We start from the raw sequence: 25,997 nt of genomic DNA on the forward strand, positions 1-25,997 counted from the left end.
GGCAAAGTTCCTCCTCCACCGAACTTACCTGCTATACGTCCTTGATCTCGCAGATAGCCGCGCCAGCCGTCACGGTCTGACCGACGGCCGCGTCGAGGCCGGTGATGGTGCCGGACTTGTGCGCCGTCAGGGGTTGCTCCATCTTCATCGCTTCGAGGACCACGACCGTGTCACCCTCGGCCACGGTGTCGCCGTCGGAGGCGACCACCTTGACGATGGTGCCCTGCATGGGCGTGACCAGGGCGTCGCCGCTCACGGCGCCGGCTTTCCTGCCGCCGGTCGCCGCGCGCCTCGGGCTCTTGTTCGCTGAGGGCTGAGCGGTGCGGGCGACGCCGAAGCCCGCGGGGAGCACGACCTCGAGCCGCTTGCCGCCCACCTCGACCGTCACCCGCTCGCGCGGCTCGGCCTCGGCGGTGTCGACCTCGCCCGCGTAGGGCTCGATCCGGTTGTCGAACTCGGTCTCGATCCAGCGGGTGTGCACGGAGAAGGGCTCGCCCGTGAACGCGGGGTCCTCGACGATCACGCGGTGGAAGGGCAGGACCGTGGGCATGCCCTCGATCTCGAACTCGGCCAGCGCCCGGCGCGAGCGCTCCAGCGCCTCCGCGCGGGTGCGCCCGGTGACGATCAGCTTGGCGATCAGGGAGTCGAAGGTCTGCGGCACGGTCATCCCGGACTCGTAACCGGAGTCGAGGCGCACCCCCGGGCCGCTCGGCGCCCGCATCGCGGTCAGCGTGCCGGGGGCGGGCAGGAAGCCGCGCCCTGCGTCCTCGGCGTTGATCCGGAACTCGATCGAGTGGCCGCGCAGCCGCGGGTCGTCGTAGCCGAGCTCCTCGCCCTCGGCGACGCGGAACATCTCGCGCACCAGGTCGACGCCGGCCACCTCCTCGGTCACCGGGTGCTCGACCTGCAGGCGGGTGTTGACCTCCAGGAAGGAGATCGTGCCGTCCTGGCCGACCAGGAACTCGCAGGTGCCGGCACCCACGTAGCCGGCCTCCCGCAGGATGGCCTTGGAACTGGTGTAGAGCAGGTCGAGCTGCTCCTGGTCGAGGAAGGGCGCGGGCGCCTCCTCCACCAGCTTCTGGTGGCGCCGCTGCAGCGAGCAGTCACGGGTGCTGACCACCACGACGTTGCCGTGGGCGTCGGCCAGGCACTGGGTCTCCACGTGGCGCGGCTTGTCGAGGTAGCGCTCCACGAAGCACTCGCCCCGGCCGAAGGCGGTGACCGCCTCGCGCACCGCGCTGTCGAACAGCTCGGGGATCTCCTCGATCGTCCTGGCCACCTTCAGGCCGCGGCCACCGCCGCCGTAGGCCGCCTTGATGGCGATGGGCAGCCCGTGCTCCTGCGCGAAGGCCACCACCTCCTCGGCACCCGCCACCGGGTCCTTGGTGCCGGCCACCAGGGGCGCGCCCACCTTCTGCGCGATGTGCCGCGCCTGGACCTTGTCGCCCAGCGCCGCGATGGCGCTCGGCGGCGGGCCGATCCAGGTCAGCCCGGCGTCGATCACCGCCTGGGCGAAGCCGGCGTTCTCGGCCAGGAAGCCGTAGCCCGGGTGGACGGCGTCGGCCCCGGTCTGCTGGGCGATCTTCAGCAGCTTGGCGACGTCGAGGTAGGTCTCAGCGGGAGACTGGCCGCCCAGCGCGTGCGCCTCGTCGGCGACCTTTGCGTGCAGGGAGTCCAGGTCCTGGTCGGCGTAGACGGCCACGCTGGCGATCCCGGCGTCCTTGCAGGCACGGGCCACCCGCACGGCGATCTCGCCGCGATTCGCGATCAGAACCTTACGCACGTTCTTCCCTTCCCGATTGACCCGGATCGAGTCTAACGACCCAGGTAAGCGCCACCATTGACGTGGACCACCTGTCCGGTCACATGCCGGGCGCCGGGCGAGGCGAGGAAGACGGCGGTGCCGGCCACGTCCGACGGCGTGCCCGCTCTGCCGTTGCGAGTGCCCTCGACTCGTCGCTTGATGCCCTCGTCCGTCAGGCGTCCCTTGAAGAACTCGGTCTCCACGACCAGGCCGGGGGAGATCACGTTGGCGGTGACACCCCTGGGGCCCAGCTCGGCCGCCACGTCCGCGGTCCAGGCCTCCAGGGCTGCCTTGGCCGCGCCGTACGAACCCGACCCGGTGCCGCGCGCGGCGATCGAGCCGATGGAGATGATGCGGCCGCCGTCGCTGATCCGGCGCTGGAGCGCCTTGGTGACCAGCACCGCCGACAGCAGGTTGGCGTTGAGATTGGCCCACCACGACTCGGCGACGTCCATGAGGTCGTCGGAGTCGGCCCTGTCGAGGTTGGTGTTGCCGCCCGCGTTGTTGACGAGCACGTCGACCTTCACCGGCAGCCGGCCGAGCGCGTCGTTGACCGCGACGGGGCTGGCGGCGTTGAAGGCGACGTAGGGGAAACCCGTCTCCTTCAGCACGTGCTCGCGGCGTCCGGTGACGGTCACGCTGTCGCCGAGCTCGGCGAACGCCTTCGCGATCGCCAGCCCGATCCCCGTGCCCCCGCCGGTCACCACAACCTCGCGCACAGTTGCTCCCCATAGATCCGAATAATCCTCTGGAAGACCATAGCCGCTCGCTATATCGCCGGGCGATGCCTTGATCCGAGACCTATCGTTGGGGCGCTTCTAGCGTCGATCCAGGAGGTACGGCATGAGCCAGAGCCTGCTCGGTGGCAATCCCGCTGAAATGCAGCAGATGGCGACGCAGTTCACCCAGCAGTCGGAGACCGTACGCGCCACCATGGCCGCGCTCGACCGGGAGGCTGCCAAGGTCGGCACCGCCTGGACCGGGCCCGGCGCCGACCGGTTCGGCAGTGCCTGGCAGAACTACCGGGCGGCGTTCCAGCGTATGACGGAGGAACTCGCCGAAGCGTCCCGCGTGATCAACACCTACCGGGGCAACATCGAGTCCGCCACCCGCTGACGACTCGGCCCACCACCGGGGTGCCCGCGCCGGCACCCCGGTCAGTCTTTATGGGGATAACTGCGCCATGTCTGGATTTGTGACTATTGTGATGGCTGTTATCTCTGAGACTGACGGTAAAGGGGAGATCCATGGGCGACGCTAAGGTCGGTGGAGTCATCGCGGACATGGAGAAGATGTCCCAGACCTTCAAGACCCAGTCGGGCGCGGTCCTGGACGCCAAGAAGGCGCTCGACGGCGAGGCGAACAAGATCCCGGCTTCGTGGTCCGGTCCCAACGCTGACAAGTTCAAGTCCGCGTGGGAGGCGTACAAGTCCTCCTTCGACAAGGTTTCCCAGGCCCTTGAGGAGGCCCAGGACGGCATCCGCAAGAACAAGGAAGCCATCCAGGCCGCGACCGGCGCCTGAGCTACACCGAAAGAGGGGCCTCCCGCCGAGGGAGGTCCCTCTTCGCGCGCAGGGCCGCTGAGAACAGGCCCGCGATGCCGCACAGCGCCAGGGGCGCGCACAGGATCAGGATCGCGGGCGCGGCGCCGGCGTACTGGCTGAGCACGCCGCCGAGCAGGGGAGCGAGCGGCGTGGCGCCCCCGAAGGCGACGCCGATGACGCCGTGGACCCGCCCCTGCATGTGGTCGGGCGCGGTACGGGCGATCTCGACCTCGATCGCGATGTTCAGCGCGGGCGCCGCCAGCATGGCGACGAACAGCACCACGGCTGCCCAGTAGGTGCCCAGCGGCAGCACCAGGAACGGCAGCACGGCCGCCAGGAACCACACGCCCGCGAGCATGAGGCGCCCGGTGGGGAGCAGGCGCATCAGCCGGGCCGAGATGGCCGCGCCCGCGAGGCCTCCGACGCCCAGGGCCGCCATCACCAGGCCGACGTCCGCCGGGGTGGCGACCATCACGATGATCGGCAGCTTCATCGCGTTGACCACCAGGTTGATCACGAAGGCGAGTGCGGCGGACGCCCTCAGCACGGGCTGGTTCCACAACCAGCGGAACGCCTCGCCGATGCCCTCACGCATGCTCTGCGGCTCCGCGGGCGTCTCCGGGCGTCTGGGCACCCGGGCGAACGCCACGCAGACGAACGAGACCAGGTACGTCACGGCGTCGACGAGGAACGGGATCGCGCGACCCAGGGAGAACAGCACGCCGCCCAGCGCCGGGCCCGCCAGGCCCGCGGCGTGCTGGCGGGTCTGCTCCTGGGCGTAGGCGGTCGGCAGTTGCTCGCTCGGCACCAGCGCGCGCAGGGAGGCGCCGTGCGCGGGCCAGAACAGCGCGCTCGCCACGCCGTTGACCACGGCGACGGCGAGCAGGTGCGGCATGGTCAGCGCGTCGGCCAGCAGGGCCAGCGCCAGGCTCGCCATGGCGGCCATGCGCACGAGGTCGGTGCCGAGCAGGACGCGCCTGCGGTCCCATCGGTCCACCAGCGCCCCGGCGGGGATGCCGCAGATGATCTCGGCGCCCACGGCGACGGCGCCGACCAGGCCCGCCTGCGTGGGGGAGCCGGTCAGGGCGAGCACGAGCAGGGGATAGGCGAGCCAGGAGAGCGTCGAGCCCAGCTCGGAGGCGGCCGATCCCATCCAGAACAGCTGGAAGCGGAGGTTCCTTCTCAACGGCTGCATGGTTCAACAAGATAAGTTGTACAAGAACTCTTGTACAAGTCTCTCGATAGGATCTCTTCCGTGGAGCAGACACGGCGGCACCTCGGCCCCGACGACGTGGGCACGCTCAAGGCGATGGCCCATCCGACGCGGGTGCGCCTGCTCATGGCCGTCGCCGAGATCGGGCCCGCCACCGTGGGCATGCTGGCCGCGCGCGTGGGCGAGGCGGTCGGGGCGGTCAGCTATCACCTGCAGCAGCTGGGGCAGCACGGGCTGGTGGCCGAGGCGCCCGAGCTGGCGCGTGACAAGCGCGAGCGCTGGTGGCGCTTCGTGCCGACCGACAGCCTGTCGATGACGCCCTCCGACTTCGCCGGCGACCCCGTCGGGCAGCACACGCAGCGGGCCGCCCTGCTGGCGTGGGTCGACGCAGCCGCCGAGCGCAACCGGCGGTCGGTGGAGGCCATGCACAGCCTGCCGCAGGAGTGGCAGGACGTGACGCTGCCCAGCGTCAACGGGCCCATGGAGCTGACCGCGGACGAGCTGAGGCAGTTCTACGACGACTTCAACGAGCTGATCGAGCAGTGGCGCGAGCGCGGCAGGGCCGCCGCCGATCCTGCTGACGACCGGCGGCGGGTCAACGTCTACATCCAGCCGATGGTGTACCCGCCCGCGAGCTAGGCGCTCGCCACCTGCACCAGCTCCCACGTGCCGCCCAGCACCATCAGCCCGCGACCCGCCGGTCCAGAGCCGGTGGCCAGGCTGCGCGGCAGTCGTACCCCGAGCAGGTCGCCCTGGCTGGTGGAGGTCGGCCGCAGGAGCAGCCCGTTGCGCGCCTTCTTCATGGCCACGACGGGACCGCGGTACATGGAGTCGAGGTCCTCGACGCTGCCCGCGCCGATGACCAGGTTGCCGGTGTCGCGCACCTCGCTCACGTAATCGGTCAGCCACTCGGCCAGCTCGCTGTCGTTGCCCAGCAGCTCCAGGTCGTCGACCAGCAGTGCGTGCTTGCCGGACAGCGCCTGCCTGACCTCGTCGGGCGAGGCCTCGCCGCCGAAGGAGGCACCGGGCAGGTCGCGCACCGGTGAGCGGCGCGGCGTGATGGTGACCAGCGTGTAGCCCCGCTGGGCCAGCCAGGTGCCCATGGTGACGAGCGTGGTGGAGCGCCCGCTCTTGGGCGGGCCCGCCACGACGAGGGCGGGGCCGTGCTCATCGGCGCGGAAGGCGCGCAGGCCCAGCGAGTCGCCGCCCACGCCGAACACGACCGCGTCGGAGGGCAGCGCCTCGTCGGCCATCGCCACCGCCTCGGCCAGCGTGATGCCGGTCGGCAGCGCGTCGACGCGGAAGGGACGCAGGTGCCGTGCCAGCTCGCCGAAGCGCAGCTTGGCCTCCCTGCCGAGCTGGTGCAGCGCGGCGACCTGCGCCGTGCCCGCCACATCGGCGGCCAGCAGGCCGACCTGGACCTCGCGCACCACCGTCGCGGCGCGGAAGCCGCGTCCAGGAGGCATGTGATCGGGCACGTCCTTGGCGCGCATGCCCACGTAGCTGTAGTCCGCCGGGTCCGACAGCTTGAGCACCAGGCGGTCGTCGAAGAGCGTGGAGATGCGCCCGACCAGCGTGGTGCGATCGCCCGACATCACCACCTTGACGCCGACGCCCGCGCCTTCCTGCAGGATCTGCAGCCACTGGTCGACGAGCTTGCCGCCGTCGTAGGACTCGAAGGCCGCGTAGAAGCCCTCCCAGCGGTCGAAGAGCACCAGCAGATACGGCAGGCGCTCGTGCTCCGGCACCGCCGCCCGCTGCTCGCTCAGGTCGGCGAAGCCCTGCCCGGCCAGCAGCTGCTGGCGCCTGGCGATCTCGCCGAGCAGCCGGTCGGTCAGGCGGGTGAGGCGGTCGGGCGAGTCACGGCCGACCACGGCGCCGGTGTGCGGCAGGCCGACCAGCGGGAGCAGGGCGTTGTTGCCGCAGTCGACGGCGTACAGGTGCACGTCACGCGGCGGCGCCTGGACGGCGACGGAGGCCGCCAGCGCGCGCAGCACGGTCGAGCGTCCTGAGCGGGCCGAGCCACACACCAGCAGGTGGCCGGAGGCCGCCAGGTCGTAGACCTCGGTGGAACGCATCTGCAACGACGGGACGTCGGCCAGGCCCAGCGGCAGCTTGGTCCAGGTGTCGGCCGGCTCCAGCTCGGCCAGGGTGAGCGTGTCGGCCAGCGGCTCCAGCCACGGGCTGCGCTGCTGGGAGACGCCCATGGCGCGGGCCGTACGGCCGATCACCTCGACCAGCACCGACAGGTCGGTCTCCATCAGCGACTCGTCCTCGGCCTGCGCGCGTGAGTCGAGCGGGGAGCCGAGCCTGATCCACGTGATCGGGCTGATGTCGATGAACTCCGTCTTGGCCTTGCCCTGGCCGGGGCGGCGTCCTCCGATGCGCGCCGACTGCACGGCGTGCAGCGAGGCGGCGCCGGAGCGCACGTAGCAGCGGCCGGGGGTGGTCTTGGAGATCTGCGCCGCGACCGGCGCGTTGATCACGTCGGCGGACTCCTCGTTGCTGGTCACGCGCAGCGCGATGCGCAGGTTGGTGTTGGCGGCGATGTCGGGGGTGACCACGCCGCCGGGGCGTTGGGTGGCCAGGATCAGGTGAACGCCGAGTGACCGGCCCCGGCGGGCGATGTCGACCAGGCCGACGATGAAGTCGGGCAGTTCCTGCACCATCGCCGCGAACTCGTCGATGATCAGGATCAGCCGCGGCATGGGCTCCAGCGCCATGCCCTGATCCCGGTAGTCGTTGTAGTCCTCGACATCCTTGGCATCGGCCCTGAGCAGCATGTGCTCGCGCCGCTTGAGCTCGGCGGCCAGCGATTCCAGGGCCCGCTCGGTGAGGTGGCCGTCGAGGTCGCTGACCATGCCGACCGTGTGCGGCAGCTTGGCGCAGTCCTTGAAGGCCGAGCCGCCCTTGTAGTCGATGAGCACGAAGTTCATCTCGTCGGGCCGGTTGTGCACGGCCAGCGAGGCGATGAACGACTGCAGCAGCTCCGACTTACCGGCGCCTGTGGTGCCGGCGACGAGGCCGTGCGGGCCGTCCAGGCGCAGGTCGAGGGTGTAGAGGCCGTCGGCGCCGATGCCGATCGGCACCCGGGTGGTGCGCCCGCGCGACCAGTAGGAGGCGATCTGCTCGGGGGCGGGGTCGGGCATGCCCAGCAGGTCGAGCAGCCTGGCCGAGGTGGGGATCGCGGAGTCGGCGTCCTCGCGGCTGACGTCGCGCAGCGGGGCCAGCGCCCGGCCGAAGCGGTCGCACCAGGGGCTGTTGACCTGGTCGGCGATGACCTCCGCGCTCTGCATGGCGCCGCTGAGCCGGACGAAGGCGGGCCTGTCGAGGTCGCAGACGGCGACCGTGGTGCACTCCTCGGGCAGCAGGCGCTGGTCGTCGTCGATGCAGATGCTGTAGACGCCGACGGTCGGGCCGAACTGCAGGATCTGCGGCATGCCGGGCAGGCTGCGCAGGGCCCGCGCGCCGTCGAGGACGACCAGGATGTCGTACGGCTTCTCGCTGGCGTACCCGGCGAAGGCGCGCTTGTCCTCGTTGAGGCCGCCGAAGCCGCCGAAGTCCATGTTCGACTTCTTGCTGGCCCGCCGCGCCTGGATCTTGTTGACGAGTTCGACCGCCCGCCTGGCCGCCGACTCGGGGTCGGCTCCGACCAGCGACAGGCACTCCTCGCCCTCGTGCGGGGCGGCGTGCGGGAGCCAGCGCACCCAGTTCCAGCTCGCCTCGCCCTCGTGGTCGGCCGACAGCACCACGATGGCCAGGTCGCGCGGGCTGTGCAGGGCGGCGGCCTGGGCGACCAGCCAGCGGCCGAGCGCCCGCGAGGTCTGGCGCGCGCCGGTCAGGCCCAGCACGCCGACCTGCGGCATCGGCACAGCCAGGGGTACGGCATGCGAGACCGGCACCGAGGGCAGCTCCCGGTTGGAGGCGTTGCTGCCGTGCTCGACGATCAGCTCGATGAGCGAGGTCTGGTCGGCCACGCCCACGCGCAGGTGGAGCGTGTCGGCGTCGTGGCTGCGGCGCTCCCACAACCTGCGTCGCGGACCGGTGGCGGTCAGCAGGGTCTCGGCGGGGTCGGGCAACTGGGCGCGCCGCTCGGCCTGGTCGTCGAGGCGCAGGAGTTCGAGCGCCTGGGCGAAGGTGTCGCGCTTGAGGCGGAACTCCTTCAGCGCCTGCTTGTGGCTGCGTTTGCCGTGGCGGCGGTCGCTGTACCACTGGCCGACCATGGTGAGCGGGGTCAGCAGCGCCATGAGCAGGAACAGCGGCTGGTTGAACGCGATGGCCATGACCACGCCGCCGACACCGAACAGCACGCTCGTCAGCAACTGCAGGCGCTGGTGGGTGGGGCGCTGCGGCTCGATCGGCACCTCGATGGGCTTGGTGCGGGGCGGCTGGCTCAGCCGCGGCGGCCGGTTGTAGGCCAGCCCGCTCTCGATCGGCGTCAGGTGCGCGTCGGGATTCTCCGGCAGCATGAGGGTCAGGACACTGGCCCCGGTGATGAGCACCTGCCCGGGAGTCCAGCGTTCCGGACCGGCCAGCTGCCTGCCCTCCAGCAGCACGAAGGCGCCGGGCGCGGGCTCGACCATGGCCTCGTGCACCGTCACGTGCACCGAGAAGGCGTGCGGCCCGGTGTTCTGGTCGGGCAGTTGCACCGAGCAGCCGGGTGAGGTGCCCACGGAGTAGGTGCCGAAGCCGAGCCGGTGCACGGCGCCGGCCGCGGGGCCGCTGGAGACGCGCAGCTCGACCGCTCCGCTGGGCTCGCCCCGATGCGTGGCGGCGGCGGCCGCCGGGTCGAAGGCGACGATGTCACCGTCACGCAGCACCTGCCCGGCGGGCGTCGACGGGTCGACGGGCCGGCCGTTGACCCACAGGCCGCCCAGGTGCCCGGCCCGCTGGTGCAGCGGACCGCTGGCCCAGGCGGGATGGGCGACGACCTGGGCGCGGGGCTCGCCGAGCGACTCGCCCAGCACCTCGGCGAAGCGCCCGGCGGTGACCGTGTCGTCGGCCTGGGCGACCACGTCGCGCGGGCCGTTACGGGTGAGCGCCGTGAGGGAGATGCGCATCATGGGACCAAAGCTTATGCTTCGCCCTGACCTGTCTGCAGGAAACCGACTACGCCGGAAATGGCGCGTCTTGTCAGAGTAAGTGGGTTGGTGTCCGCTCCCAGCAGGATCAGGGCCAGCGCGACCTCGTACGGCCCCGCCTCCGGCGACACCGTCACCGTGGTCGTCGACCCCAGGGGAGCGTGCGAGCGCACCAGGCCGGCCAGCTCCTCCACGTTGGCGCCCGTCGCCAGGTAGGTGTAGTCGCGGCCGCCCATCGAGATCTTCAGCGCCCGATCCTTCCTGGCCAGGCCGCGCCCCTGCGTCACGATCACCGGCAGCTCGCCGACCGTCAGCGTCGTGCGCTCGTCGAGCGGCACCCGGCCCTCCCGGGAGGTGTCGGGGTGGCTGAGCACCGCCCTGGGCAGCCCCGGGCATTCGAGAGTGGCCATGCGGGGGCGCTTGGCCACCGTGACCTCGATGGACCCGTACGGCTGAGTCGTACCGGACAGCACGATGACCGCCCCTGGTGGGACACTGCGCGTCAGGACGATCACGACGACGGCGGCTCGTCGGGGATCAGGTTGACGATCCGGTCCCAGAGCTCGCGCGCGTCGGCGAAGACCAGGCGCAGCTCGCTGTCGGGGGTCACCTGGCCGGGCAGGATCGGCTCGGCGGGACGCTCGCGCACCCAGTAGCCCAGCGGACCGCAGTCGAGCACCGCCATGCCGTGCACGTCGGTGCCCTTGCCCTCGGCGTTGGGCCAGGCCACGGTCATGCGCCAGTTGCCGGTCAGCTGCAGCAGCAGGTGGGTCAGGATCGTCAGCTCGGGGTCGGCCAGCCCGCTCGCCCGCGCGATGGCCGCCCGCACGGGCTCGGCCGCCTCGCTGGTGCTGTCGGTGTTGAGTCGGCCCAGCTCGGCGAAGCCGGCGTCCATCGCGGCCATGGTGGTGTGGATGACCGGCGCCTGCGGCGGCTTGGCGTCGCGCTCGCGCAGGCCCACCACCCGGGCCAGCGACCAGACCAGCGTGGACAGGTCGGTCGGGACGTACTCGGACTCGACCTCTCCCGGCCAGGTCTCGTAGACGTAGCAGGAGTCGTTGCCGACGATCGCGCCGTTGCCCGTGATGCCTTCAGGCCCCGTGACCTCGATGTTGACCACCATGACGGGCTCGGCCAGGGCGCTCACCAGCGGGGCGAGCTCGGGCATGGCGCTGTCGTCGTCGGCCAGGAACCCGGCCTCGCGCAGCTCCAGGTGCGCCTCGCGGAGCTCGGCGGGGATCGCCTCACCTGAATACAGGCAGCCGAGCACGCCCAGATGCGCCTGGGCCAGGCGGAAACGGTCACGGGCACTGTCATGCGAAGGCATCTGCGCGATCCTTAGTCGAACGGGTTGAGTGACTTGACGAGATCCTTGGCCTTGTCGACCACCTTGCCGGCGCCCTCCTTGATGTCATCCCAGTGTTCCACCACCTTGGCGCCCACGTAGACGGCGCCGAAGACCACGGTGGCGCCGATCGTGATCGGGTTGGGCGCGATCATGGCGGCGGTCAGCGAGGCGTTGAAGCCCAGCTCGGCGACATCGGCGACGTACCCCGCGCCCTTGCGCTTGAACGCGTCGACCGGGTTGCCCTGCGAGATGACGTTCGCGCCCGAATACAGCGTGGAGGCCACGCCGCCCGCCACGCCCAGCATGCGCAGGCCGCCCGCGCTCTTGGCGAGCACGCCCATGCGGGTCAGCTTCGACGGGTCGGCCTTGAGGATGACCGCGGCGGCCTCGAGCTTCTTGGGGTCGGCGGTGGCCGCCCAGACCTTGAAGAGGTTGGCCTGCCCGGCCAGGGTGGCGGTCTGCCCGGAATGGGTGCTGATCTCCAGCGCCTTGACCAGGTTGTTGTTGCCGAAGGTCAGGTTGATGAAGTTGTTCACCCGGGCGCCGAGCAGGGCACGGCCCGCGTTGGTGGCCTGGCCGACCCGGTCCATCTCGGCGTACTCGGGCAACATCGCGACGTAGTCGCGGTAGAGCTGGCTCTTCATGAAGAGCTTGCGGGTCAGCGTGCTCAGGTAGGTGCCGGGAGCGGTCGCCGACCTGGTCTGGATCGTCCACCTGCCGCCGGTGAGCTTGTTGATGAGCGGCTGCCAGGCCTTGTTGTTGGCCATCAGGCGCAGCAGCGCGGCGCTCTGGGCGGTGACGATCGGCGTGGCCGTGGCGACGCCGCGCGCGTCGCCGAAGACCTTCAGCACCTTGGCCACGGTCTCCTGGTGCGGCTCCAGCGCCGGGATGACCTTGGCGACCGCCGCGGCCTCCAGCCGCTTGAGGTAGTCGTCGATGCCCTCGCCCGGCTTGCGGCTCAGGTCGGTCTTGCCGTTCTCCGCCGCCCACGCGGCGACGGTGTTGACGTAGACCAGCGTGGTGGGGTCGAGCTTGTCGCCGTTGGCGGAGATCTCGAGGGGGGAGAAGCCCGCCCAGGCCAGCCCGGCGAAGGGATCGCCGGTCTGCAGCCGGAGCAGGGCCGCCCGCTTGCGCAGGTCGGGATCCTGCTTCTGGGCCCAGCCCGGCAGCTCGCGCAGCGCCGACATCTGGGGGGTCACACCCAGCGAACTGGCCCGTTTGAAGGCCTCGTCGGCCGACGTGCCCAGCCGGCCCATCATGCCCGCCAGTCGCTCCAGTTGGTCTGGTTTGAAGCCGCGGTCTCCCATGACGTGCCACTGTATATGTCAACAAAAGTCAGGAAGTAGGTGATTCACATATGCCGCCTCCCGAAGTCGAGGAGATGCAGGGCAAGGCGAAGAAGCTGCGCGACTTCGCCGACCATGTGGAGAAGCTGGTCGACGAGGTGCGCGACTACGCCGGCAAGATGGACTGGTCGGGCCCGCTGACCGACCGGGTACGCGGCGAGATCGGCACGTGGCGCACCCGCTGCTCCGAGACCGCGGGCAAGATCCGCGACGAGGCGGAGCGGCTCGACAAGGCGGCCACGGACCTGCTCAACCAGAAGTGATCTTGACGTCCACGGCGTCGTGGGCGCGCTGCCAGACGTTCCAGATCTCCACGAGGGTCAGGGTGCCTCCGGGGATCTCGATCGTCTGGCCCTTGCGCACCGTGGTCTCCTGGTGGGTGCCGGAGATGCCGAGGAAGACCTCGTCGTCGCCGAGCACCGCGTTGAGCGAGACCGTGCCGCCCGGGTAGCGGTGGTCGAGCGGGGGCAGGCCGGAAGCCCGCGGCAGCGTGAGCCGGGTCAGCCCCGCCGCAGGAGCGGGCGGGCGCTCGTTCCAGGCGAGCACGCCCATCACGGCGCCCGCCACGATCAGGGCCAGACCGGCGGCGACGACCCAGCGCCACCTCATTTCTCCTCCCCGCTGACCTCGACCCGGTTGAGGAGCGGGAAGGAGTTGTGGGCCCGATCCTTGATCCACTCCAGCGGGATCTCGACCTTCTGCTCGGGCCCCGGTCCCCAGGGGTTGGACAACAGGACCATCTCCTTGCCGCTGGAGTCCTTGAAGACCTTCTCGATGACGTAGACGTGGTCGCTGACCAGCTTGTTGCCGGGTCCTGTGCGACCGTCGAAGTTCACCTCGTTGGGAACACTCATCGTCATCGGCACCTTCTTGTCGACCAGGTCCTTGAGCCGGTCGTAGGTGATGTCGTCAGCGTCCATGGCCGGGCGGTCCTTGCCGGTCAGGTCCTCCCACGGCCGCAGGATGTGGCCGTCGCGCCAGCGGTTGGGCGAGAAGTACTCGCCCACGTCCGGGATGTACTCCGAGTCGCCCTCGATGCCGCGGAACCGGCCGTTGCCGCGGAACTGGGCGTAGGCCTTCTCGAAGATGTTGACCAGGGGCGGCCCGTTCTGGCCGTTGGACGAGACCTGCCCGTCGACCCGCACCTTCACCGGCTTTCCGTCGCGGAAGAACGTGACCGTGTACGTGCCGTCGGGATTGAGCACCATGCGCTTGGACAGGAAGTTCGGATCGCGCTTGAGCTCGGCGATCAACCCCGCCAGGAACCAGCAGTCGCCGATGCCGCCCTGCGACACCTGCTCCCAGTCGATCGGGAGCTTGGGGTCGGGCGGCGGGTGCAGCGGGCTGTAGGTCCCGCCGTTCAGCGTCTCCGGATTGGGCACCGTCAGCTTCTCGGCCCAGTCGTTGACGATCGTGTCCAGGGTCTTCTGGATGTCGCCGTGCGGGCTGGTGAAGCCGCGCTTGGTCTGGGTGAGGCCGAGTACCCGCGCCATCAGGCCCTCGGCCGGGTTGGGCCCGTTGGGGTTCATGCGCTCGTAGTTCTGCTGCGACTCGAGTGTGGCCGCGTTGACGAAGCGCGACAGCGGGCCGACGAGCTTGTCGTCCTTGATCTGCACCCAGCCCCACGCGTCGCCCGACACCATGGCGCTGATGCGCTCGAAGTTGTCGGAGTAGATCTGCGTGGCCGCGAAGGGGTTGCGCGCCGCGGCGTCGAGGAGTTTGGCGATCGTGTAGTTCTGGGCGCCGTCCTTGAGACCGCCGTTGACGATCTTGACGACGGTGTCCTTGTTCCAGGTGCCGTGCATCATCAGGTCGGCGAGCATGTTGTAGTCGGTGCCGCGGCCCATGGGGTCGAACTTCTTCAGCCAGTCGTCGTTGATCACGCCGCGGTGGCTGGCCACGGCCAGGATGTTGGCGATGGCGGTGAAGCGGCCTTCGGTGTCCTCGTCGTCGTCGCCCCACGAGTCGGGGTTCTTGGCCCGGCCGGCCAGCCAGCCGATCTTGTCGGGGCCGAGCTCCTTGGCGAACGCCTCGGCGAAGTCCGGGTCGAATTGATACGTCCGGATCTGCTCCCAGACGTCGGCCGGGAACTCGCCTGGATGCTCGTACTTTGCCGCCAGCTCCTTGGCCTTGGCCTGGGCCTCTTCCTTGCTCTTGAAGTGGCCCGTCCACTCCGACTCCACCATCGACCCGGTGAAGCCGTAGACGCCGTGCTCCTTGGAGATCTGCTCGGTCATCGACTGGCGCCTGCGTAACATCGGCAGCTCGCCGTAGATCCAGTCGGAGACGGTCTTCAGCGTGGTGATGTGCTTGGTGCCGAGCCCGGCGCGGCCGAAGTCGCGGTCAAGGTTGGACGTCTTCTCGTTGATCAGCGACTTGACGTCGTCGAGATCACCGATCATGGCCTTCAGCTGCACCGGATCGATGCCCGCGAACTCGCCGCCCTGGGGCTCGGGGGCCATCAGTACCTCGAGGTGCGGTTATAGGAGTTGACCTGCTGGTGCCAGCGGTCGGCCTCCTCCTGCGAGCACTTGCGCGGCGTGGCCGACAACATCGCCGACACCTCGTCGTCGAGCGCGCCGACCGCGCCGTTGTAGGCCTTCACCCGGTCGTGCAGGTGGCCCTTCCACTCCGTGGCCGTCTTGCTGGTCCACACCTTGCCGCTGTCCATGGCGTTGGCCGGCTTGTTCAGCTTCTTGTCCATCGCCCCCTGGATGGCGTGCACCTTGTCCAGGAGGTTCTTCAGGTACTCCCACTTGGGGTTGTCAACCTCGGCCATCGTCGTCACCTCGCAGCTTGGTCATCAGGACGTCGACCTCTTCCTTGCTGAGAGGCGGGTCCGGGGGCAGGGGGACGAGCTCCTCGATCTCGGCCTCCACCTGGCCGGGATGGCTGGCGGAGACGGAGATCCAGTCGACGCCCTCGAAGGGGCTCTCGTCGTCGAACCAGGTCGCGTCGGCCACGTCGGCGTCGCCCTCGACCGGCGCCTGGACCCCGAGCAGGCCGAGCACCTGGCCGACCAGCGTCACCGAGTCGCCCTCGCGCACGCCCAGGTCGGCCGTGACCATCCAGGTCCCCTCGATCTTCCAGTACGGCTCGGCGGACACGTCGCCGTAGCCCCCGAGGCGCTCCAGGATCGGGGTGGCGAGCCGCTCGACCTCGTTCCTGCCGGGGGCCGCCACGTTCAGCGTGATCGTCACCTGCCTGGCCATCAGTTGCCCACCCGCCCGGTCTCCCATTCGACGTTGAGATGCTTGCCGTCGGCGGTGAGCTTGGCCAGGCCGCCGTCCTTCTTGACCTGCACGTCCCATTCCTTGCCGACGTTGTTCTGGCCGCGGCCGTGCTGCTTGCCGCGCTGCCACACGTTGCCGAAGGCGTCGGTGATGCCGCTTCCCGCGTTGGCGCGGTTGGGGTCCCAGTTCTTCGGTGGCACGAACGGTACCGGTCCGTCGGTGGGCAGGCCCAGCTTCTTGGCCCGTTCGGCCCACTTGGGGTACTTGGCATAGATCTTGGCCGCGTCGGTGTGGAGGCGGTTGACGACACCGAGGGCGTCCATGACCTTGCCGGGGTTCTTCAGGTCGACGTTCTTGAGGGTGTTCTTGAGGTTGTCGAAGCCCTCAGTGATGACCTTGACGTAGGCCTTGAGCTTGTTGGCGTCGGTGGCGACGTCGTCGGGCACCTTGAAGAAGATCTTGAGTGCCGGGAAGGCCTTCACCAGCGTCATGAAGGTCTTGATCGGCTTGGCGGCGGCGTCCCCGAAGTAGGGGACCATCGCCGCCATGGAGAGCATGGCGCCCTTCCAGTCGCCCTCGCCGAGCGACATCAGGCCCGAGACGCCGTCGGAGATGGGCGTCGGGTCGAAGATGCCCACCAGGTCGGCGACGAGCTGGACCGACTGGTACCAGGTCAGCCCGCCCTCGGGAAGCAGGTCCTCGGTGTAGGTGCCCTTGAAGAAGCGCTGGACGATCTCGATGAAGGCGTCCTCGACGCCCTCGAAGGGGAACCGCTCGTCCTTGTGCTCGGCCACTTCCTGGAAGAGCTTGAGCACCAGCTCGTCGGCGGGGTTCTTGGCGCCGGGGTTCATGCGCTCGAACACGTCGGCGGCGTCGACCGTGGCGGCCTTCATGAAACGGCCCAGGGGATCGCCGAGCTGGGGGCTCTTGGTGTTGATCCACCCGATGTGCTTGCCGTACGCCATGGTGTTGATGAGCTCGAAGTTGGTCTTGTAGAGCTCGTGGGCGGCGATCGGGTTGCGGGCGACGGCGTCGAGGATCTTGGCGGTGATGACGTTGCCGCCGCCGAGCTGCATGCTCTTGAGCGCCTGGTTGCCGATGCGGACGAGGGTCTGGGTGTTCCAGGTGCCGTGCATCATCAGGTCGGCCATGAGGGGGAGACCCATCTTCTCCACCCACTTGTCGTCGATGACGCCCCGGTGGCTCGCCACGGCCAGGATGTTGGCGAGGGCGGAGAAGCGGCCCTCGGTCGCCTTCTCGTCGTCGCCCCAGGCGTCGGGGCTCTTGGCCCGAGCGGCGAGGAGCTGGAGCTTCTCCGGGCCGAGCTCCTTGGCGAAGGTCTCGGCGAAGTCCGGGTCGAACTGATATTTCCGGATCTGCTCCCAGACGTCGTCGGGGAACTCCGCCGGGTGCTTGTACTTCCCCGCGAGCTCCTTCGCCTTGGCCTGGGCCTCCTCCTTGGTCTTGAAGTGGCCCTCCCACTCCGACTGGACCATCGAGCCGGTGAACCCGTGGACGCCCTGTTCCTTGGAGATCTGCTCGGTCATGGAGTGGCGGCGCCGCAGCATGGGCAGCTCGCCGTGGATCCAGTCGGAGACGGTCTTGAGCGTGGTGATGTGCTTGGTGCCGAGCCCGGCCCGCCCGAAGTCGCGGTCGAGGTTGGACATCTTCTCGTTGATCAGTGACGTGACGTCGTCGAGGTCGCCGATCATGCCCTTCAGCTGGACCGGGTCGATGCCTGCGAACTCGCCGCCGCTGTCTCTGTCTGGAGGAGGCACGAGGGACACCTTACGATCATTTGCCGGACTCTCGCAGTTCACGGGCCTCGCGACGGAGGTTCTCGGCCGTCGTACGGCACGCCGAGCCCAGGTCGCTGAGGTTGTTGCGCTGCGTCTTGAGCGTGCCGTTGAACCGGTCGGCCGCCGGGCCCGTCCAGATCTCCCGCCCGCCCGAGGGCGTCGTGGTGATCTCCTTCAGCAGGCCCTCGACCTCCCCGGCCCAGCGGTCGAACTTCTTTGCCAGCTCCTCCTTGGCCGCGGCCTGGGCCGCCTTGTCACCCACGCTCAGCCTCCGCGCTTCTTCAGGGCATCGACCACGGCCTCGGTGTAGAAGCCCTGGATGGCGTTCTTGAGCAGCACCCGGTCCTCGGGACTGAGCGGGGGTGCGCCGGCGGCCTTGAGCCGGTCCTCGTAGGCCTTCATGTGCTCCTCCGACAGCTCGATGACCAGGTCGCTGGCCTCGCCGTTCTCGTTGCCGCCGAACAGCCCGCCGATGAGGGGCAGCTTCTGGAAGAAGTTGTCCTCCTTGTCGAGGGTCTTGGCCAGGTTGCCCGCGACGGGCCACTTGAGCCGCTCCTCCAGGAGGTTCTTCCAGATCGTGCTGGAGACCTCGCCGGGCACCAGCTTGCCCAGGCGGCCGATGGTCAGGTCGATCGGCAGGATGAGCGTCTCGACGACGATCTTGCGGCGCTCCTCCTCCTTGAGGTCGATGTCGTGCACGGCCCCGACCATGAGGCTGCCCAGGGCGCCCAGCTGCGCCATGGCGAGGGTGAACTTCTTGCGGTCCTCGGGGTTGTTGAGGTCACCGCCGCCCATGTCGAGCGAGCCGGTGAGCAGGCGCATGCCGTCCGAGAGGGTCTGGCGGCCCTCGGGGCGCTGGAAGATCCCGGCGATGAGGTTGGTCAGGTCCTTCTCGCTCAGGTTGTCCCAGCCCTTGCCGGGGTTGAGGTAGCCGAGCTCCTTGTCGTTGCGCGAGGCGGTGAGCGCGGCGATCTCCGGCAGCCAGGTGGCGGCGTGCTTGGCGACGATCGCGTTGATCTCGGCGTCGCCGAGGGCGGCCGGCTTGAGCCCGCGCGCGGACAGGGCCTTGGCGAGCGTCTGGAAGGCCTCCCTGCCGGTCTTCGGGTCGCCGAGTTCGGTGTTGAGCGCGTCGACGAGGGCCTTCTTGAGGACGGGGTCCTTGCCGAAGGAGTCGGTGTAGGCGGCGGCCGCGTGGGCGAGTGCCTTGCGCCGCTCGGGCCCGGGGAAGCCGCCCGTGAGCGCCTTGGCGATCGCCCCGCTGACCAGGGCGTCCAGGCCCGGCGGGCGGCCTTCCTCCAGGACCAGGGGCTGCAGCAGCCGGTCGGCGGTCGTCTGGTCGGTGGCCAGCAGCGCCTGGAAGGCCTCGGGATTGCCGTCGAGCGCCTTGAAGAACCAGTACAGCCGCCAGTTGTCCTCCGGTCCCGTGTGACCGGTCACCGCCGAGGCCAGGTACTTGCCCGCCTCGACGATGAACTCCTTCGACTGCGGAGCGGCCGCCAGCAGTGCCGTCATCACGTCGGGCCCGGAGGTGGTCAGCAGGTGCTTGCGCAGGTCCGGCACGAGCCCGGCGGCGTCAGCGGCGGCGAAGGCGTCGACCAGCGGGCCGAGCTCCTTCTTGAACTCCTCCAGCTCCTTGGGCGTCAGGCCCTTGCCGTACGGGTCCTTGTTGTACTCCATCCACTTGGCCATGATGTCGCCGTAGGCCTTGTGGCCCAGCTTGTTCAGGAAGCCCGCGGCGAAGGCGGGGTCCTTCATCTGGTCGCTCTTGAGCAGCTTGAGCATCTCGTCGAAGTTGCTCATGCGCGGGTCCTTCTCGTAGGCCGCCCACGCGTCCTTGAGCTTCTGCGCCTCGTCTTCGCCCGCTCGCTTGGCCGCGTCGGCGCTGGAGTAGGGGAAGTCGGCCACCCGGAAGTCGTCACGCACCCGCCGCGCGCCTGGCACGGACTGGATGGTCTGGATCCGCCATTTCAGGTCGCGCTCGGAGTCGCTGAGGAAGGTCCCGCACTGGCCGATCTGCTCGGAGCCCCTGGCCCCGCTGGGGAAGGCGGCGCCCGCTTCCGCGATGCCGCCCGACAGTGCGCCCTTGAGCGGACCCGCGGATTCCGCGGCCGTTTTGAGTGCGGTGGCCAGCTTGGTCGCGGCGCCTGGATTGAGCCCCACGAACTCAGTCATGTCGTGTCACTTTCATAACTTTTGTGACGCTATAGCCATGGAACGTGCCACGGCCGATCTTTCGGAAACGTTCACTATTCCGTCACTCTCGTGGCTGAGGGTGTTTCTGTGGTCGGTGTGACTTGACACGCTTCGGCTCGGTATTGTCGGAATTCGTCACCAGCGTCCCCTCAACTCTGGAGCCCCTGTAGATGAAGGCCACCGAGCAGTCCTTCCGCAGGCCCGAGGCGCAGCGCTTGGCTGATCAAGGTGTTCCCTCCCAGCCTGCACCGAGTCGCCGACTGCCCTCCGCGCCGCGTGAGCGCAAGCCTGCTCTCGCCGCCCTCGCGGTCCTGCTGATCGTCGGTGGCGCCCTGCTCACCGCCTACCTGGTCCTGCAGATGGGCAACCGGGTGCCGGTGCTGAAGCTGGCCAGGGACGTCCCCGCCGGCCAGAAGTTCCAGCAGGGCGACTTCGTCGAGGTCGACGTGCCCAAGGACATGGACGTGCAGTACATCCCGGCGGGCCAGATCGACCTGGCCCAGCAGAAGTACGCCAGGTTCGGCATCCCCGCGGGAACCCTGCTCACCGAGGCCCTGACCATGGACTCGCCCGAGGGACTCGTGGCCGGCAAGGCCGTGGTCGGCCTCTCGCTCAAGGCCGGCCAGGTCCCCGCGATGATCAACGCGGGGCAGCGGGTGCAGGTCATCTACGTCTCCGGTGACGAGGGCACCGCCGGCACCGGCAAGGTGCTGGCCGACCGCGCCCTGGTCCAGTCCGTCACCAGCCCGGAGAGCGGCAACGTGCTGGTCGACGTGGTCATCGACAAGGCCGCGGCGGCCAACGTCTCCGCCGCCGCCTCCGCCGGCCGCATCACCCTGGCCTACCTGCCCGGCGGCACCGGCAGCCAGGGCCAGCCCGCGGTCACCCCGACCCCGCAGCCCTCGGACTCCTCCACGGAGGACCCGATCGAGCCGACCACGAAGCCGTCCAAGGAGCCCACCAAGCAGTCGACCAAGCCCACCGCCAGCCCGTCGGCCACCGAGAGCGGGTGACGCATGGCGCTCATCGCACTGGCCGCCGACAAGGGCGCGCCCGGAGTGACCACCGCGGCGACCGCGCTGGCCGCCGTCTGGCCGCGCCAGGCGATGCTGGTCGAATGCGACCCCGCGGGGGGCGATCTGGCCTACCGGCTGCCCGGCGAGCACGGCCAGGCGCTCAACCCGGGCCAGGGCCTGCTCTCCCTCGGCGCCGCCGCGCGCAAGGGCCTCGGACCCCAGCAGATCGGCGAGCACACCCAGCGCCTCATCGGCGGCCTGGACGTCCTGCTCGGCCTCACCGCCTCCGAGCAGGCCGCCGGCCTGACCTGGTTGTGGGACCCGCTGGCGCAGGCGCTGCGCGGCCTGCCCGGCACCGACGTCGTGCTCGACTGCGGCAGGCTCGGCGCCTACCAGCCGCTCAACGGGCTGCTCGCCGCCTGCGACATGATCGTCCTGCTGGTCCGGCCGCAGCTGGACCAGGTCGCGCACCTGCGCGACAGGATCACCTCGCTCGGCGCAGCGCTCGGCGAGCGCACGCGTGCCGTACCGCCGCTGGGCGTGGTCGTGGTGGCCGAGCCCAAGCAGTACGGCAGGGCGATCGGCGAGGTGCGCCGCGTGCTCTCCGGAGCCGGGATGAACGAGAACATCGTCCTGGGCGGGCTCGCCCACGACGTCAAGGGCGCCGAGCTGCTGCGCGGCGAGTGGGGCGGGCGCCTCGACCGCACCCTGCTCATCCGCTCCACGCGCGAGCTGGCCACCACCCTGACCGGGCACCTGGCGAGGGTGGCGATGCCCCAATGATTGATCACGGGCTCGTCAAGCGGTTCCGTCAGGAGGTCGGCGACCGGCTGGCCAGCCAGCGCCGCATCGACGCCGCCAACGGCCTGGCCCCCATGACCGGCGAGGACGAGCGCCAGTTCGCCCGCGCCCTCATCGCCCAGGTCCTCGAAGAGCACGCGCGCAACGAGATCGGCATCGGCCGCACCCCGCCCAACGCCGAGGAGGAGGAGGCCCTCGCCGCCGGCATCCACGCCGCGCTCTTCGGCGTCGGCCGCCTCCAGCCGCTCCTGGACAACCAGGAGATCGAGAACATCGACATCAACGGCTGCGACAAGGTCTTCATCAGCTACGCCGACGGCCGCGAGGAGCTCGGCGAGCCGGTGGCCGAGTCCGACGAGGAACTCGTCGAGCTGATCCAGATCCTCGCCGCCTACTCGGGCCTGTCGTCGCGCCCGTTCGACACCGCCAACCCCCAGCTCGACCTGCGCCTGCCCGACGGCTCGCGACTGTCGGCGGTCATGGACGTCGCCGTACGGCCCGTGCTGTCGATCCGGCGCGCCCGCCTGGGCAAGGTCTTCCTGCCCGACCTCATCGGCAACGGCACCGTCAGCCCCGAGGTGGGCCGCTTCCTGGCCTCCGCGATCGCCGCGCGCAAGAACATCATGATCGCCGGCTCCACCAACGCCGGCAAGACCACGCTGCTGCGCGCCCTGGCCAACGAGATCCCGGTCAACGAGCGGCTCATCACCGTCGAGCGAGCGCTGGAGCTGGGCCTGGACCAGTTCCCCGAGCTGCACCCGAACGTGGTCGCCTTCGAGTACCGCCTGCCCAACGCCGAGGGCCAGGGCGAGATCACCATGGCCGAGCTGGTCAGAAGATCGCTGCGTATGAACCCCAGCCGCGTCATCGTGGGTGAGGTGCTCGGCGACGAGATCGTCACCATGCTCAACGCGATGACGCAGGGCAACGACGGCTCGCTGTCGACCATCCACGCCAACAGCTCGATGGAGGTCTTCAACAGGATCGCCACCTACGCGCTGCAGGCCTCGGAGCGGCTGCCGATCGAGGCCACCCACATGCTCATCGCGGGCGCCATCGACTTCGTCGTCTTCATCACCAAGCGCAACGACTACCACCAGGGAGGGCGGCTGCGCCGGTTCGTGTCGTCGATCCGCGAGGTCACCGGCGTCGACGGCAGGGTGCTGTCGTCGGAGGTGTTCGCGCCGGGACCCGACGGCGCCGCCGTACCGCACGCGCCCATCCAGTGCATCGAGGAGCTCGCCTACCACGGCTACCACCCCGGATACGGGGGCGGCTGGCGATGAACACCCTGATGATGTCGATCGTCGGAGGCGGCCTGATCTTCGGCGGGCTGTTCCTGCTGGGGCTGTTCATCAGGGGCACGGAGGTGCGCACGCGCGCCGCCACGCCCGCCGACCGCAAGGAGCAGCTGCGCAAGCTCACCACCAAGGTGGGGCTGGCCGTCGTGGTCGGCGTCGTGGTGCTGGTCCTGACCCGCTGGCCGGTGATCGCCGTCGGCTCCGGGCTGCTGGTGCTCGGCTGGAACGGCCTGGCCGGCGGCGCCGCCGAGGAGCGGGTGGCGATGAAGAACCTGGAGGCCCTGGCCGCCTGGACCGAGTCGCTGCGCGACACCATCGCCGGTGCCGCCGGCCTGGAGCAGGCCATCCCGGCCTCGATCCGCGCCGCCGCCCCGACGCTGCAGCCCCACCTGCGTGCCCTGGTCGACCGGCTGCACATGCGCGTGGCCCTGCCCGACGCGCTGCACCGGTTCGCCGACGACCTCGACGACCCCTCGGCCGACCTGGTCATCGCCGCGCTGGTGCTCAACGCCAAGCTGCGCGGCCCCGGCCTTCGCGAGGTGCTCACCGCGCTGGCGTCGTCGGCGCGCGAGGAGCTCGACGTGCGGCGCAAGGTCGAGGCGGAGCGGCGTTCCACACGGCGGTCCATGCAGATCGTGGTGGGCGCCTCCGTCGGATTCGCCGCCCTGCTGGTGATCTTCAACCCGTCGTACGTCCAGGAGTACCAGGGGTGGCTGGGGCAGGTCGTTCTGCTCGTGGTGGCCGGGTTCTTCGGCGCGGGATTCGCGTGGATGAGGCGGCTGGCCAAGTACAACAAGCCCGAGCGGCTCCTGGCCCGGGTCGCCCCCGCGGGTGAGGAGGTGGGTGCACGATGACCTTGGCCCTGCTCGGAGGCGCCCTGATCGGACTGGGCATCTTCGCCCTGTCGCGTTTCCTGTTCCCGGCCCGCCCCGGCCTGGCCGCGCGGCTGTCGGCCACCGACGGCCTGCGCCGCGAGGCGGCCGCCTCCTCCATCAGCGTGATCACCCGCGAGGAGGTCAGCCCCTTCAAGCAGCGCCTGGGCGAGTCGATCGGCCGCTTCTACGCCGCCCGCGGCTGGGAGATGCGCTCGGCCCGCGCCGACCTCGCGCTGCTCGGCCGATCGTGGGACGGCTTCCTGGCCACCAAGTGCCTGCTCGGCGCCGGCGGCCTGCTGTCGGCGCCGCTGGTCGCCGGATGGATCTCCCTCATGGGCTGGGACTTCAACCTGACCGTCCCGGTCTGGGGTGCGATCCTCATCGCACTGGTCTTCTTCATGCTGCCCGACGTGCAACTCAAGAAGGACGCCGCCGCCAAGCGCCGCGACTTCAGGCACGCCGTGGGGGCCTTCCTGGACCTGGTGTCGATGAACCTGGCCGGAGGCCGCGGCGTGCCCGAGGCGCTCATGATGGCCTCCTCGATCGGCGACGGCTGGGCGATGGTCCGCGTCCGCGACGCCCTGTCGAACGCCCGCATCGTCGGCATCACCCCCTGGCAGGCCCTGGGCCAGCTGGGCGAGGAGGTCGACCTGGACGAGCTCAGAGACCTGTCATCCGCGCTCGGGCTGGTGGCCGAGGACGGCGCCAAGGTGCGCCACTCGCTCGCCGCCAGGGCCGAGACCATGCGCCGCCGCGAACTGGCCGAGGTCGAGGGCCAGGCCGGCGAGCGCTCCCAGTCCATGCTCGTCGCGCAGCTGCTGCTGTGCGCGGGCTTCCTCATTTTCCTGAGCTTCCCAGCCGCTATGAAGATGTTGGGATCATGAAAGGGGACGTGTCCCAGTGAACTCACCTCTCGTCGTCTACCTGAGGGCCATGCTCGGCGTGCGCATCGAGCGCGCCCGCAAGGCACCCAGCCGTGGCGCCTCCGCCGTCGAATGGGTGATCATCACCGCCATCATCGCCGGGGTGGCGATGGGCCTGGCCGTGGTGATCAAGGGCCTGGTCGAAGGCAAGCAGGCCGAGATCTCTCAAGGTTTCGGCAACGGGGGAGAAGGCGGCGGCGGCTAGCCGGAGCCGATCCCATGACCGCCTCCCCTCCCACCCGCGAACGCGGCGCCTCGACGGTCGAGCTGGCCATCATCATGCCGATCGTTCTCGTGGTGATCCTGCTGATCGTGCAGTTCGCGCTGATCTTCCACGGGCGCCAGGTGGCCGACGCCGCCGCCCGTGAAGGTGCGCGGGTGGCACGCTCCGCCGGAGCCGAAGCGGCAGGGTGGGAGACGGCTGCCACCAAGCGGGCCAAGGACATCCTGCGCAACATGGGCCCGCAGATGCTCGAGAAGGCGACCGTGACCACCTGGCAGCGCGGCAGCCAGCGCGGCGTCACCGTGCGCGGCAACGCCGTGGCCGCCGTGCCGCTGCTGCCGGGCATGAGCTTCACGATCACCTCGGAATTCGGCGGGCCGATCGAGTGCTTCCGCCCGGACGACGGCTCGGGAGGCTGCCAGTGAACCGCGAACGCGGCTCCATGGCCGTCGAGACCGTGCTGCTCGCGCCGGTGCTGCTGCTGTTCATCCTCTTCCTGGTGGGGGCGGCGGTCATCGTGGAGCACCAGGGCGAGGTCAACGGCGCCGCCCGCGACGCCGCCAGGGCCGCCTCCGTGCAACGCGACTACGGCGGCGCCCAGCGGGCCGCCACCGACGCGGCCCGCGCCTCCCTGGCCAACGGCTCCTGCAAGGGAGCGAACGTCAGCCTGGCGGGATCCAACTGGACAGAGGGCGGAGAGGTGCACGTCGAGGTGAGCTGCACGCTCGACCTGGGAGCGGTGGCCGGGTTCGGCTTCGCCGCCACCAAGAGCATGACCTCGACGGCCGTCGCTCCGCTGGAACAGTTCCGGAGGATCGAATGAGGCGGCACCTGCCCAGGTTCGCGACAGCCGTACGGCAGCGCCCCGACCGCGGGAGCACCGCCGTCTTCGTGGTCATCTTCTCCCTGGCGCTCTTCCTGCTGGCGGGCCTGCTCGTCGACGGCGGCGCCGCGATGAACGCCCGCCTGCGCGCCGGCGACATCGCCGAGCAGGGCGCGAGGGCCGCGGCCGACACGATCGACGAGGACGAACTGCGCGCCTCCGGCACCATCCGCATCAGGGACGAGGCCGCCGCGTGCGGCCGGGCCCGCCGGGTGGTCGGCGCGCACAAGGAGGCCAAGGCCCAGATGACCCGCTGCAACGTCACCGGCGGCAACCGGGTCGACGTGAGCGTCGAGATCAAGTGGAACGCGATCCTGCTCAGCGTGATCGGGATCAACGAAGGAACCATGTCGGCCGAGGTGTCGGCCGGACCGGAAACGGGCGATTAGGGATGTCAAGACAACCAGTGCGAGT

Annotated in this window: 27 protein-coding genes; 13 read left to right on the forward strand and 14 right to left on the reverse strand. The window is 69.9% G+C overall.

The window, feature by feature from the left end; all coding sequences use genetic code 11:
• Positions 1-31: 31 nt before the first annotated feature.
• Entirely contained in the window at positions 32-1,783 is a 1,752-nt protein-coding gene (locus HNR30_RS19045; RefSeq protein WP_181611262.1) for an acetyl/propionyl/methylcrotonyl-CoA carboxylase subunit alpha, read from the reverse strand.
• Positions 1,784-1,815: 32 nt separating this feature from the next.
• On the reverse strand, positions 1,816-2,523 hold the full coding sequence (locus tag HNR30_RS19050; protein WP_181611263.1) for an SDR family NAD(P)-dependent oxidoreductase: 708 nt from the start codon (positions 2,521-2,523) through the stop codon (positions 1,816-1,818).
• A gap of 124 nt (positions 2,524-2,647) precedes the next feature.
• On the opposite strand from HNR30_RS19050, the gene HNR30_RS19055 reads away from it, so the two are divergent.
• Positions 2,648-2,920, forward strand: coding sequence for a WXG100 family type VII secretion target (locus HNR30_RS19055; RefSeq protein ID WP_181611264.1), 273 nt, complete (start codon positions 2,648-2,650; stop codon positions 2,918-2,920).
• A 131-nt stretch (positions 2,921-3,051) separates the two neighbouring features.
• On the forward strand, positions 3,052-3,327 hold the full coding sequence (locus tag HNR30_RS19060) for a WXG100 family type VII secretion target (RefSeq protein WP_181611265.1): 276 nt from the start codon (positions 3,052-3,054) through the stop codon (positions 3,325-3,327).
• Position 3,328: 1 nt separating this feature from the next.
• Here HNR30_RS19060 and HNR30_RS19065 read toward each other — a convergent pair whose 3' ends face one another.
• Positions 3,329-4,534 carry an MFS transporter gene (locus HNR30_RS19065; protein WP_181611266.1) on the reverse strand — a complete coding sequence of 402 codons (1,206 nt, stop codon included), beginning with the start codon at positions 4,532-4,534 and terminating at the stop codon, positions 3,329-3,331.
• Positions 4,535-4,603: 69 nt separating this feature from the next.
• Between HNR30_RS19065 and HNR30_RS19070 the strand changes: the two genes are divergently transcribed.
• Positions 4,604-5,200, forward strand: coding sequence for an ArsR/SmtB family transcription factor (locus tag HNR30_RS19070; protein WP_181611267.1), 597 nt, complete (start codon positions 4,604-4,606; stop codon positions 5,198-5,200).
• On the opposite strand, the gene HNR30_RS19075 is transcribed toward HNR30_RS19070, so the two are convergent.
• The 4 genes from HNR30_RS19075 to HNR30_RS19090 are packed head-to-tail and all read right to left on the reverse strand — an operon-like array spanning position 5,197 to position 12,297.
• The gene (locus HNR30_RS19075; protein ID WP_246378881.1) at positions 5,197-9,624 is read right to left on the reverse strand and encodes an FtsK/SpoIIIE domain-containing protein; all 4,428 of its coding nucleotides are present in this window, start codon (positions 9,622-9,624) and stop codon (positions 5,197-5,199) included. The two genes, HNR30_RS19070 and HNR30_RS19075, sit on opposite strands and share 4 nt — an antisense overlap.
• Before the next feature lie 11 nt (positions 9,625-9,635).
• Positions 9,636-10,157: a hypothetical protein gene (locus tag HNR30_RS19080; RefSeq protein WP_181611268.1), complete on the reverse strand. Its 522-nt coding sequence runs from the start codon at positions 10,155-10,157 to the stop codon at positions 9,636-9,638.
• Positions 10,154-10,969 carry a hypothetical protein gene (locus HNR30_RS19085; RefSeq protein WP_181611269.1) on the reverse strand — a complete coding sequence of 272 codons (816 nt, stop codon included), beginning with the start codon at positions 10,967-10,969 and terminating at the stop codon, positions 10,154-10,156. The genes HNR30_RS19080 and HNR30_RS19085 overlap by 4 nt, the downstream gene beginning before the upstream one ends.
• A gap of 11 nt (positions 10,970-10,980) precedes the next feature.
• Positions 10,981-12,297 carry a PE-PGRS family protein gene (locus HNR30_RS19090; RefSeq protein ID WP_181611270.1) on the reverse strand — a complete coding sequence of 439 codons (1,317 nt, stop codon included), beginning with the start codon at positions 12,295-12,297 and terminating at the stop codon, positions 10,981-10,983.
• A gap of 50 nt (positions 12,298-12,347) precedes the next feature.
• Between HNR30_RS19090 and HNR30_RS19095 the strand changes: the two genes are divergently transcribed.
• Positions 12,348-12,599 (forward strand): hypothetical protein, encoded by a 252-nt coding sequence (locus tag HNR30_RS19095; protein WP_181611271.1) that lies wholly within the window; start codon positions 12,348-12,350, stop codon positions 12,597-12,599.
• Here HNR30_RS19095 and HNR30_RS19100 read toward each other — a convergent pair.
• Genes HNR30_RS19100 through HNR30_RS19130 form a run of 7 tightly spaced genes read right to left on the reverse strand, consistent with a single transcriptional unit; the run spans position 12,586 to position 19,540 of the window.
• Positions 12,586-12,945, reverse strand: coding sequence for a hypothetical protein (locus HNR30_RS19100; protein ID WP_181611272.1), 360 nt, complete (start codon positions 12,943-12,945; stop codon positions 12,586-12,588). The two genes, HNR30_RS19095 and HNR30_RS19100, sit on opposite strands and share 14 nt — an antisense overlap.
• Positions 12,942-14,798 (reverse strand): C2 family cysteine protease, encoded by a 1,857-nt coding sequence (locus HNR30_RS19105; RefSeq protein ID WP_181611273.1) that lies wholly within the window; start codon positions 14,796-14,798, stop codon positions 12,942-12,944. Before HNR30_RS19105 ends, HNR30_RS19100 begins: the two co-directional genes overlap by 4 nt.
• The gene (locus tag HNR30_RS19110) at positions 14,798-15,115 is read right to left on the reverse strand and encodes a hypothetical protein (protein WP_181611274.1); all 318 of its coding nucleotides are present in this window, start codon (positions 15,113-15,115) and stop codon (positions 14,798-14,800) included. Before HNR30_RS19110 ends, HNR30_RS19105 begins: the two co-directional genes overlap by 1 nt.
• Complete coding sequence (locus HNR30_RS19115; RefSeq protein WP_181611275.1) at positions 15,102-15,548, reverse strand: hypothetical protein; 447 nt, start codon at positions 15,546-15,548, stop codon at positions 15,102-15,104. Before HNR30_RS19115 ends, HNR30_RS19110 begins: the two co-directional genes overlap by 14 nt.
• Entirely contained in the window at positions 15,548-17,347 is a 1,800-nt protein-coding gene (locus tag HNR30_RS50190; RefSeq protein WP_181611276.1) for a polymorphic toxin type 17 domain-containing protein, read from the reverse strand. The genes HNR30_RS19115 and HNR30_RS50190 overlap by 1 nt, the downstream gene beginning before the upstream one ends.
• A gap of 16 nt (positions 17,348-17,363) precedes the next feature.
• Positions 17,364-17,630 carry a WXG100 family type VII secretion target gene (locus HNR30_RS19125; RefSeq protein WP_181611277.1) on the reverse strand — a complete coding sequence of 89 codons (267 nt, stop codon included), beginning with the start codon at positions 17,628-17,630 and terminating at the stop codon, positions 17,364-17,366.
• A gap of 2 nt (positions 17,631-17,632) precedes the next feature.
• Positions 17,633-19,540 (reverse strand): hypothetical protein, encoded by a 1,908-nt coding sequence (locus HNR30_RS19130; protein WP_181611278.1) that lies wholly within the window; start codon positions 19,538-19,540, stop codon positions 17,633-17,635.
• 191 nt (positions 19,541-19,731) lie between these two features.
• Here HNR30_RS19130 and HNR30_RS19135 point away from each other — a divergent pair, with 191 nt between their 5' ends.
• The 9 genes from HNR30_RS19135 to HNR30_RS19175 are packed head-to-tail and all read left to right on the forward strand — an operon-like array spanning position 19,732 to position 25,972.
• Entirely contained in the window at positions 19,732-20,574 is an 843-nt protein-coding gene (locus tag HNR30_RS19135) for a CpaB family protein (protein WP_181611279.1), read from the forward strand.
• 3 nt (positions 20,575-20,577) lie between these two features.
• Positions 20,578-21,360 (forward strand): hypothetical protein, encoded by a 783-nt coding sequence (locus HNR30_RS19140; protein WP_181611280.1) that lies wholly within the window; start codon positions 20,578-20,580, stop codon positions 21,358-21,360.
• Positions 21,357-22,664 carry a TadA family conjugal transfer-associated ATPase gene (locus HNR30_RS19145; protein ID WP_181611281.1) on the forward strand — a complete coding sequence of 436 codons (1,308 nt, stop codon included), beginning with the start codon at positions 21,357-21,359 and terminating at the stop codon, positions 22,662-22,664. The genes HNR30_RS19140 and HNR30_RS19145 overlap by 4 nt, the downstream gene beginning before the upstream one ends.
• On the forward strand, positions 22,661-23,533 hold the full coding sequence (locus HNR30_RS19150) for a type II secretion system F family protein (protein ID WP_181611282.1): 873 nt from the start codon (positions 22,661-22,663) through the stop codon (positions 23,531-23,533). Before HNR30_RS19145 ends, HNR30_RS19150 begins: the two co-directional genes overlap by 4 nt.
• Complete coding sequence (locus tag HNR30_RS19155; protein ID WP_181611283.1) at positions 23,530-24,438, forward strand: type II secretion system F family protein; 909 nt, start codon at positions 23,530-23,532, stop codon at positions 24,436-24,438. Before HNR30_RS19150 ends, HNR30_RS19155 begins: the two co-directional genes overlap by 4 nt.
• A 16-nt stretch (positions 24,439-24,454) precedes the next feature.
• Entirely contained in the window at positions 24,455-24,682 is a 228-nt protein-coding gene (locus HNR30_RS19160) for a hypothetical protein (RefSeq protein ID WP_312894498.1), read from the forward strand.
• A 14-nt stretch (positions 24,683-24,696) separates the two neighbouring features.
• The gene (locus HNR30_RS19165; RefSeq protein WP_181611284.1) at positions 24,697-25,125 is read left to right on the forward strand and encodes a TadE/TadG family type IV pilus assembly protein; all 429 of its coding nucleotides are present in this window, start codon (positions 24,697-24,699) and stop codon (positions 25,123-25,125) included.
• On the forward strand, positions 25,122-25,523 hold the full coding sequence (locus HNR30_RS19170) for a TadE/TadG family type IV pilus assembly protein (RefSeq protein ID WP_181611285.1): 402 nt from the start codon (positions 25,122-25,124) through the stop codon (positions 25,521-25,523). Before HNR30_RS19165 ends, HNR30_RS19170 begins: the two co-directional genes overlap by 4 nt.
• A complete protein-coding gene (locus HNR30_RS19175; protein ID WP_181611286.1) occupies positions 25,520-25,972 on the forward strand; it encodes a pilus assembly protein TadG-related protein in 453 nt (150 codons plus the stop codon). The genes HNR30_RS19170 and HNR30_RS19175 overlap by 4 nt, the downstream gene beginning before the upstream one ends.
• The last annotated feature ends 25 nt before the right edge of the window (positions 25,973-25,997 follow it).

The sequence above is a fragment of the Nonomuraea soli genome (assembly GCF_013761175.1).
Taxonomy (GTDB): domain Bacteria; phylum Actinomycetota; class Actinomycetes; order Streptosporangiales; family Streptosporangiaceae; genus Nonomuraea; species Nonomuraea soli.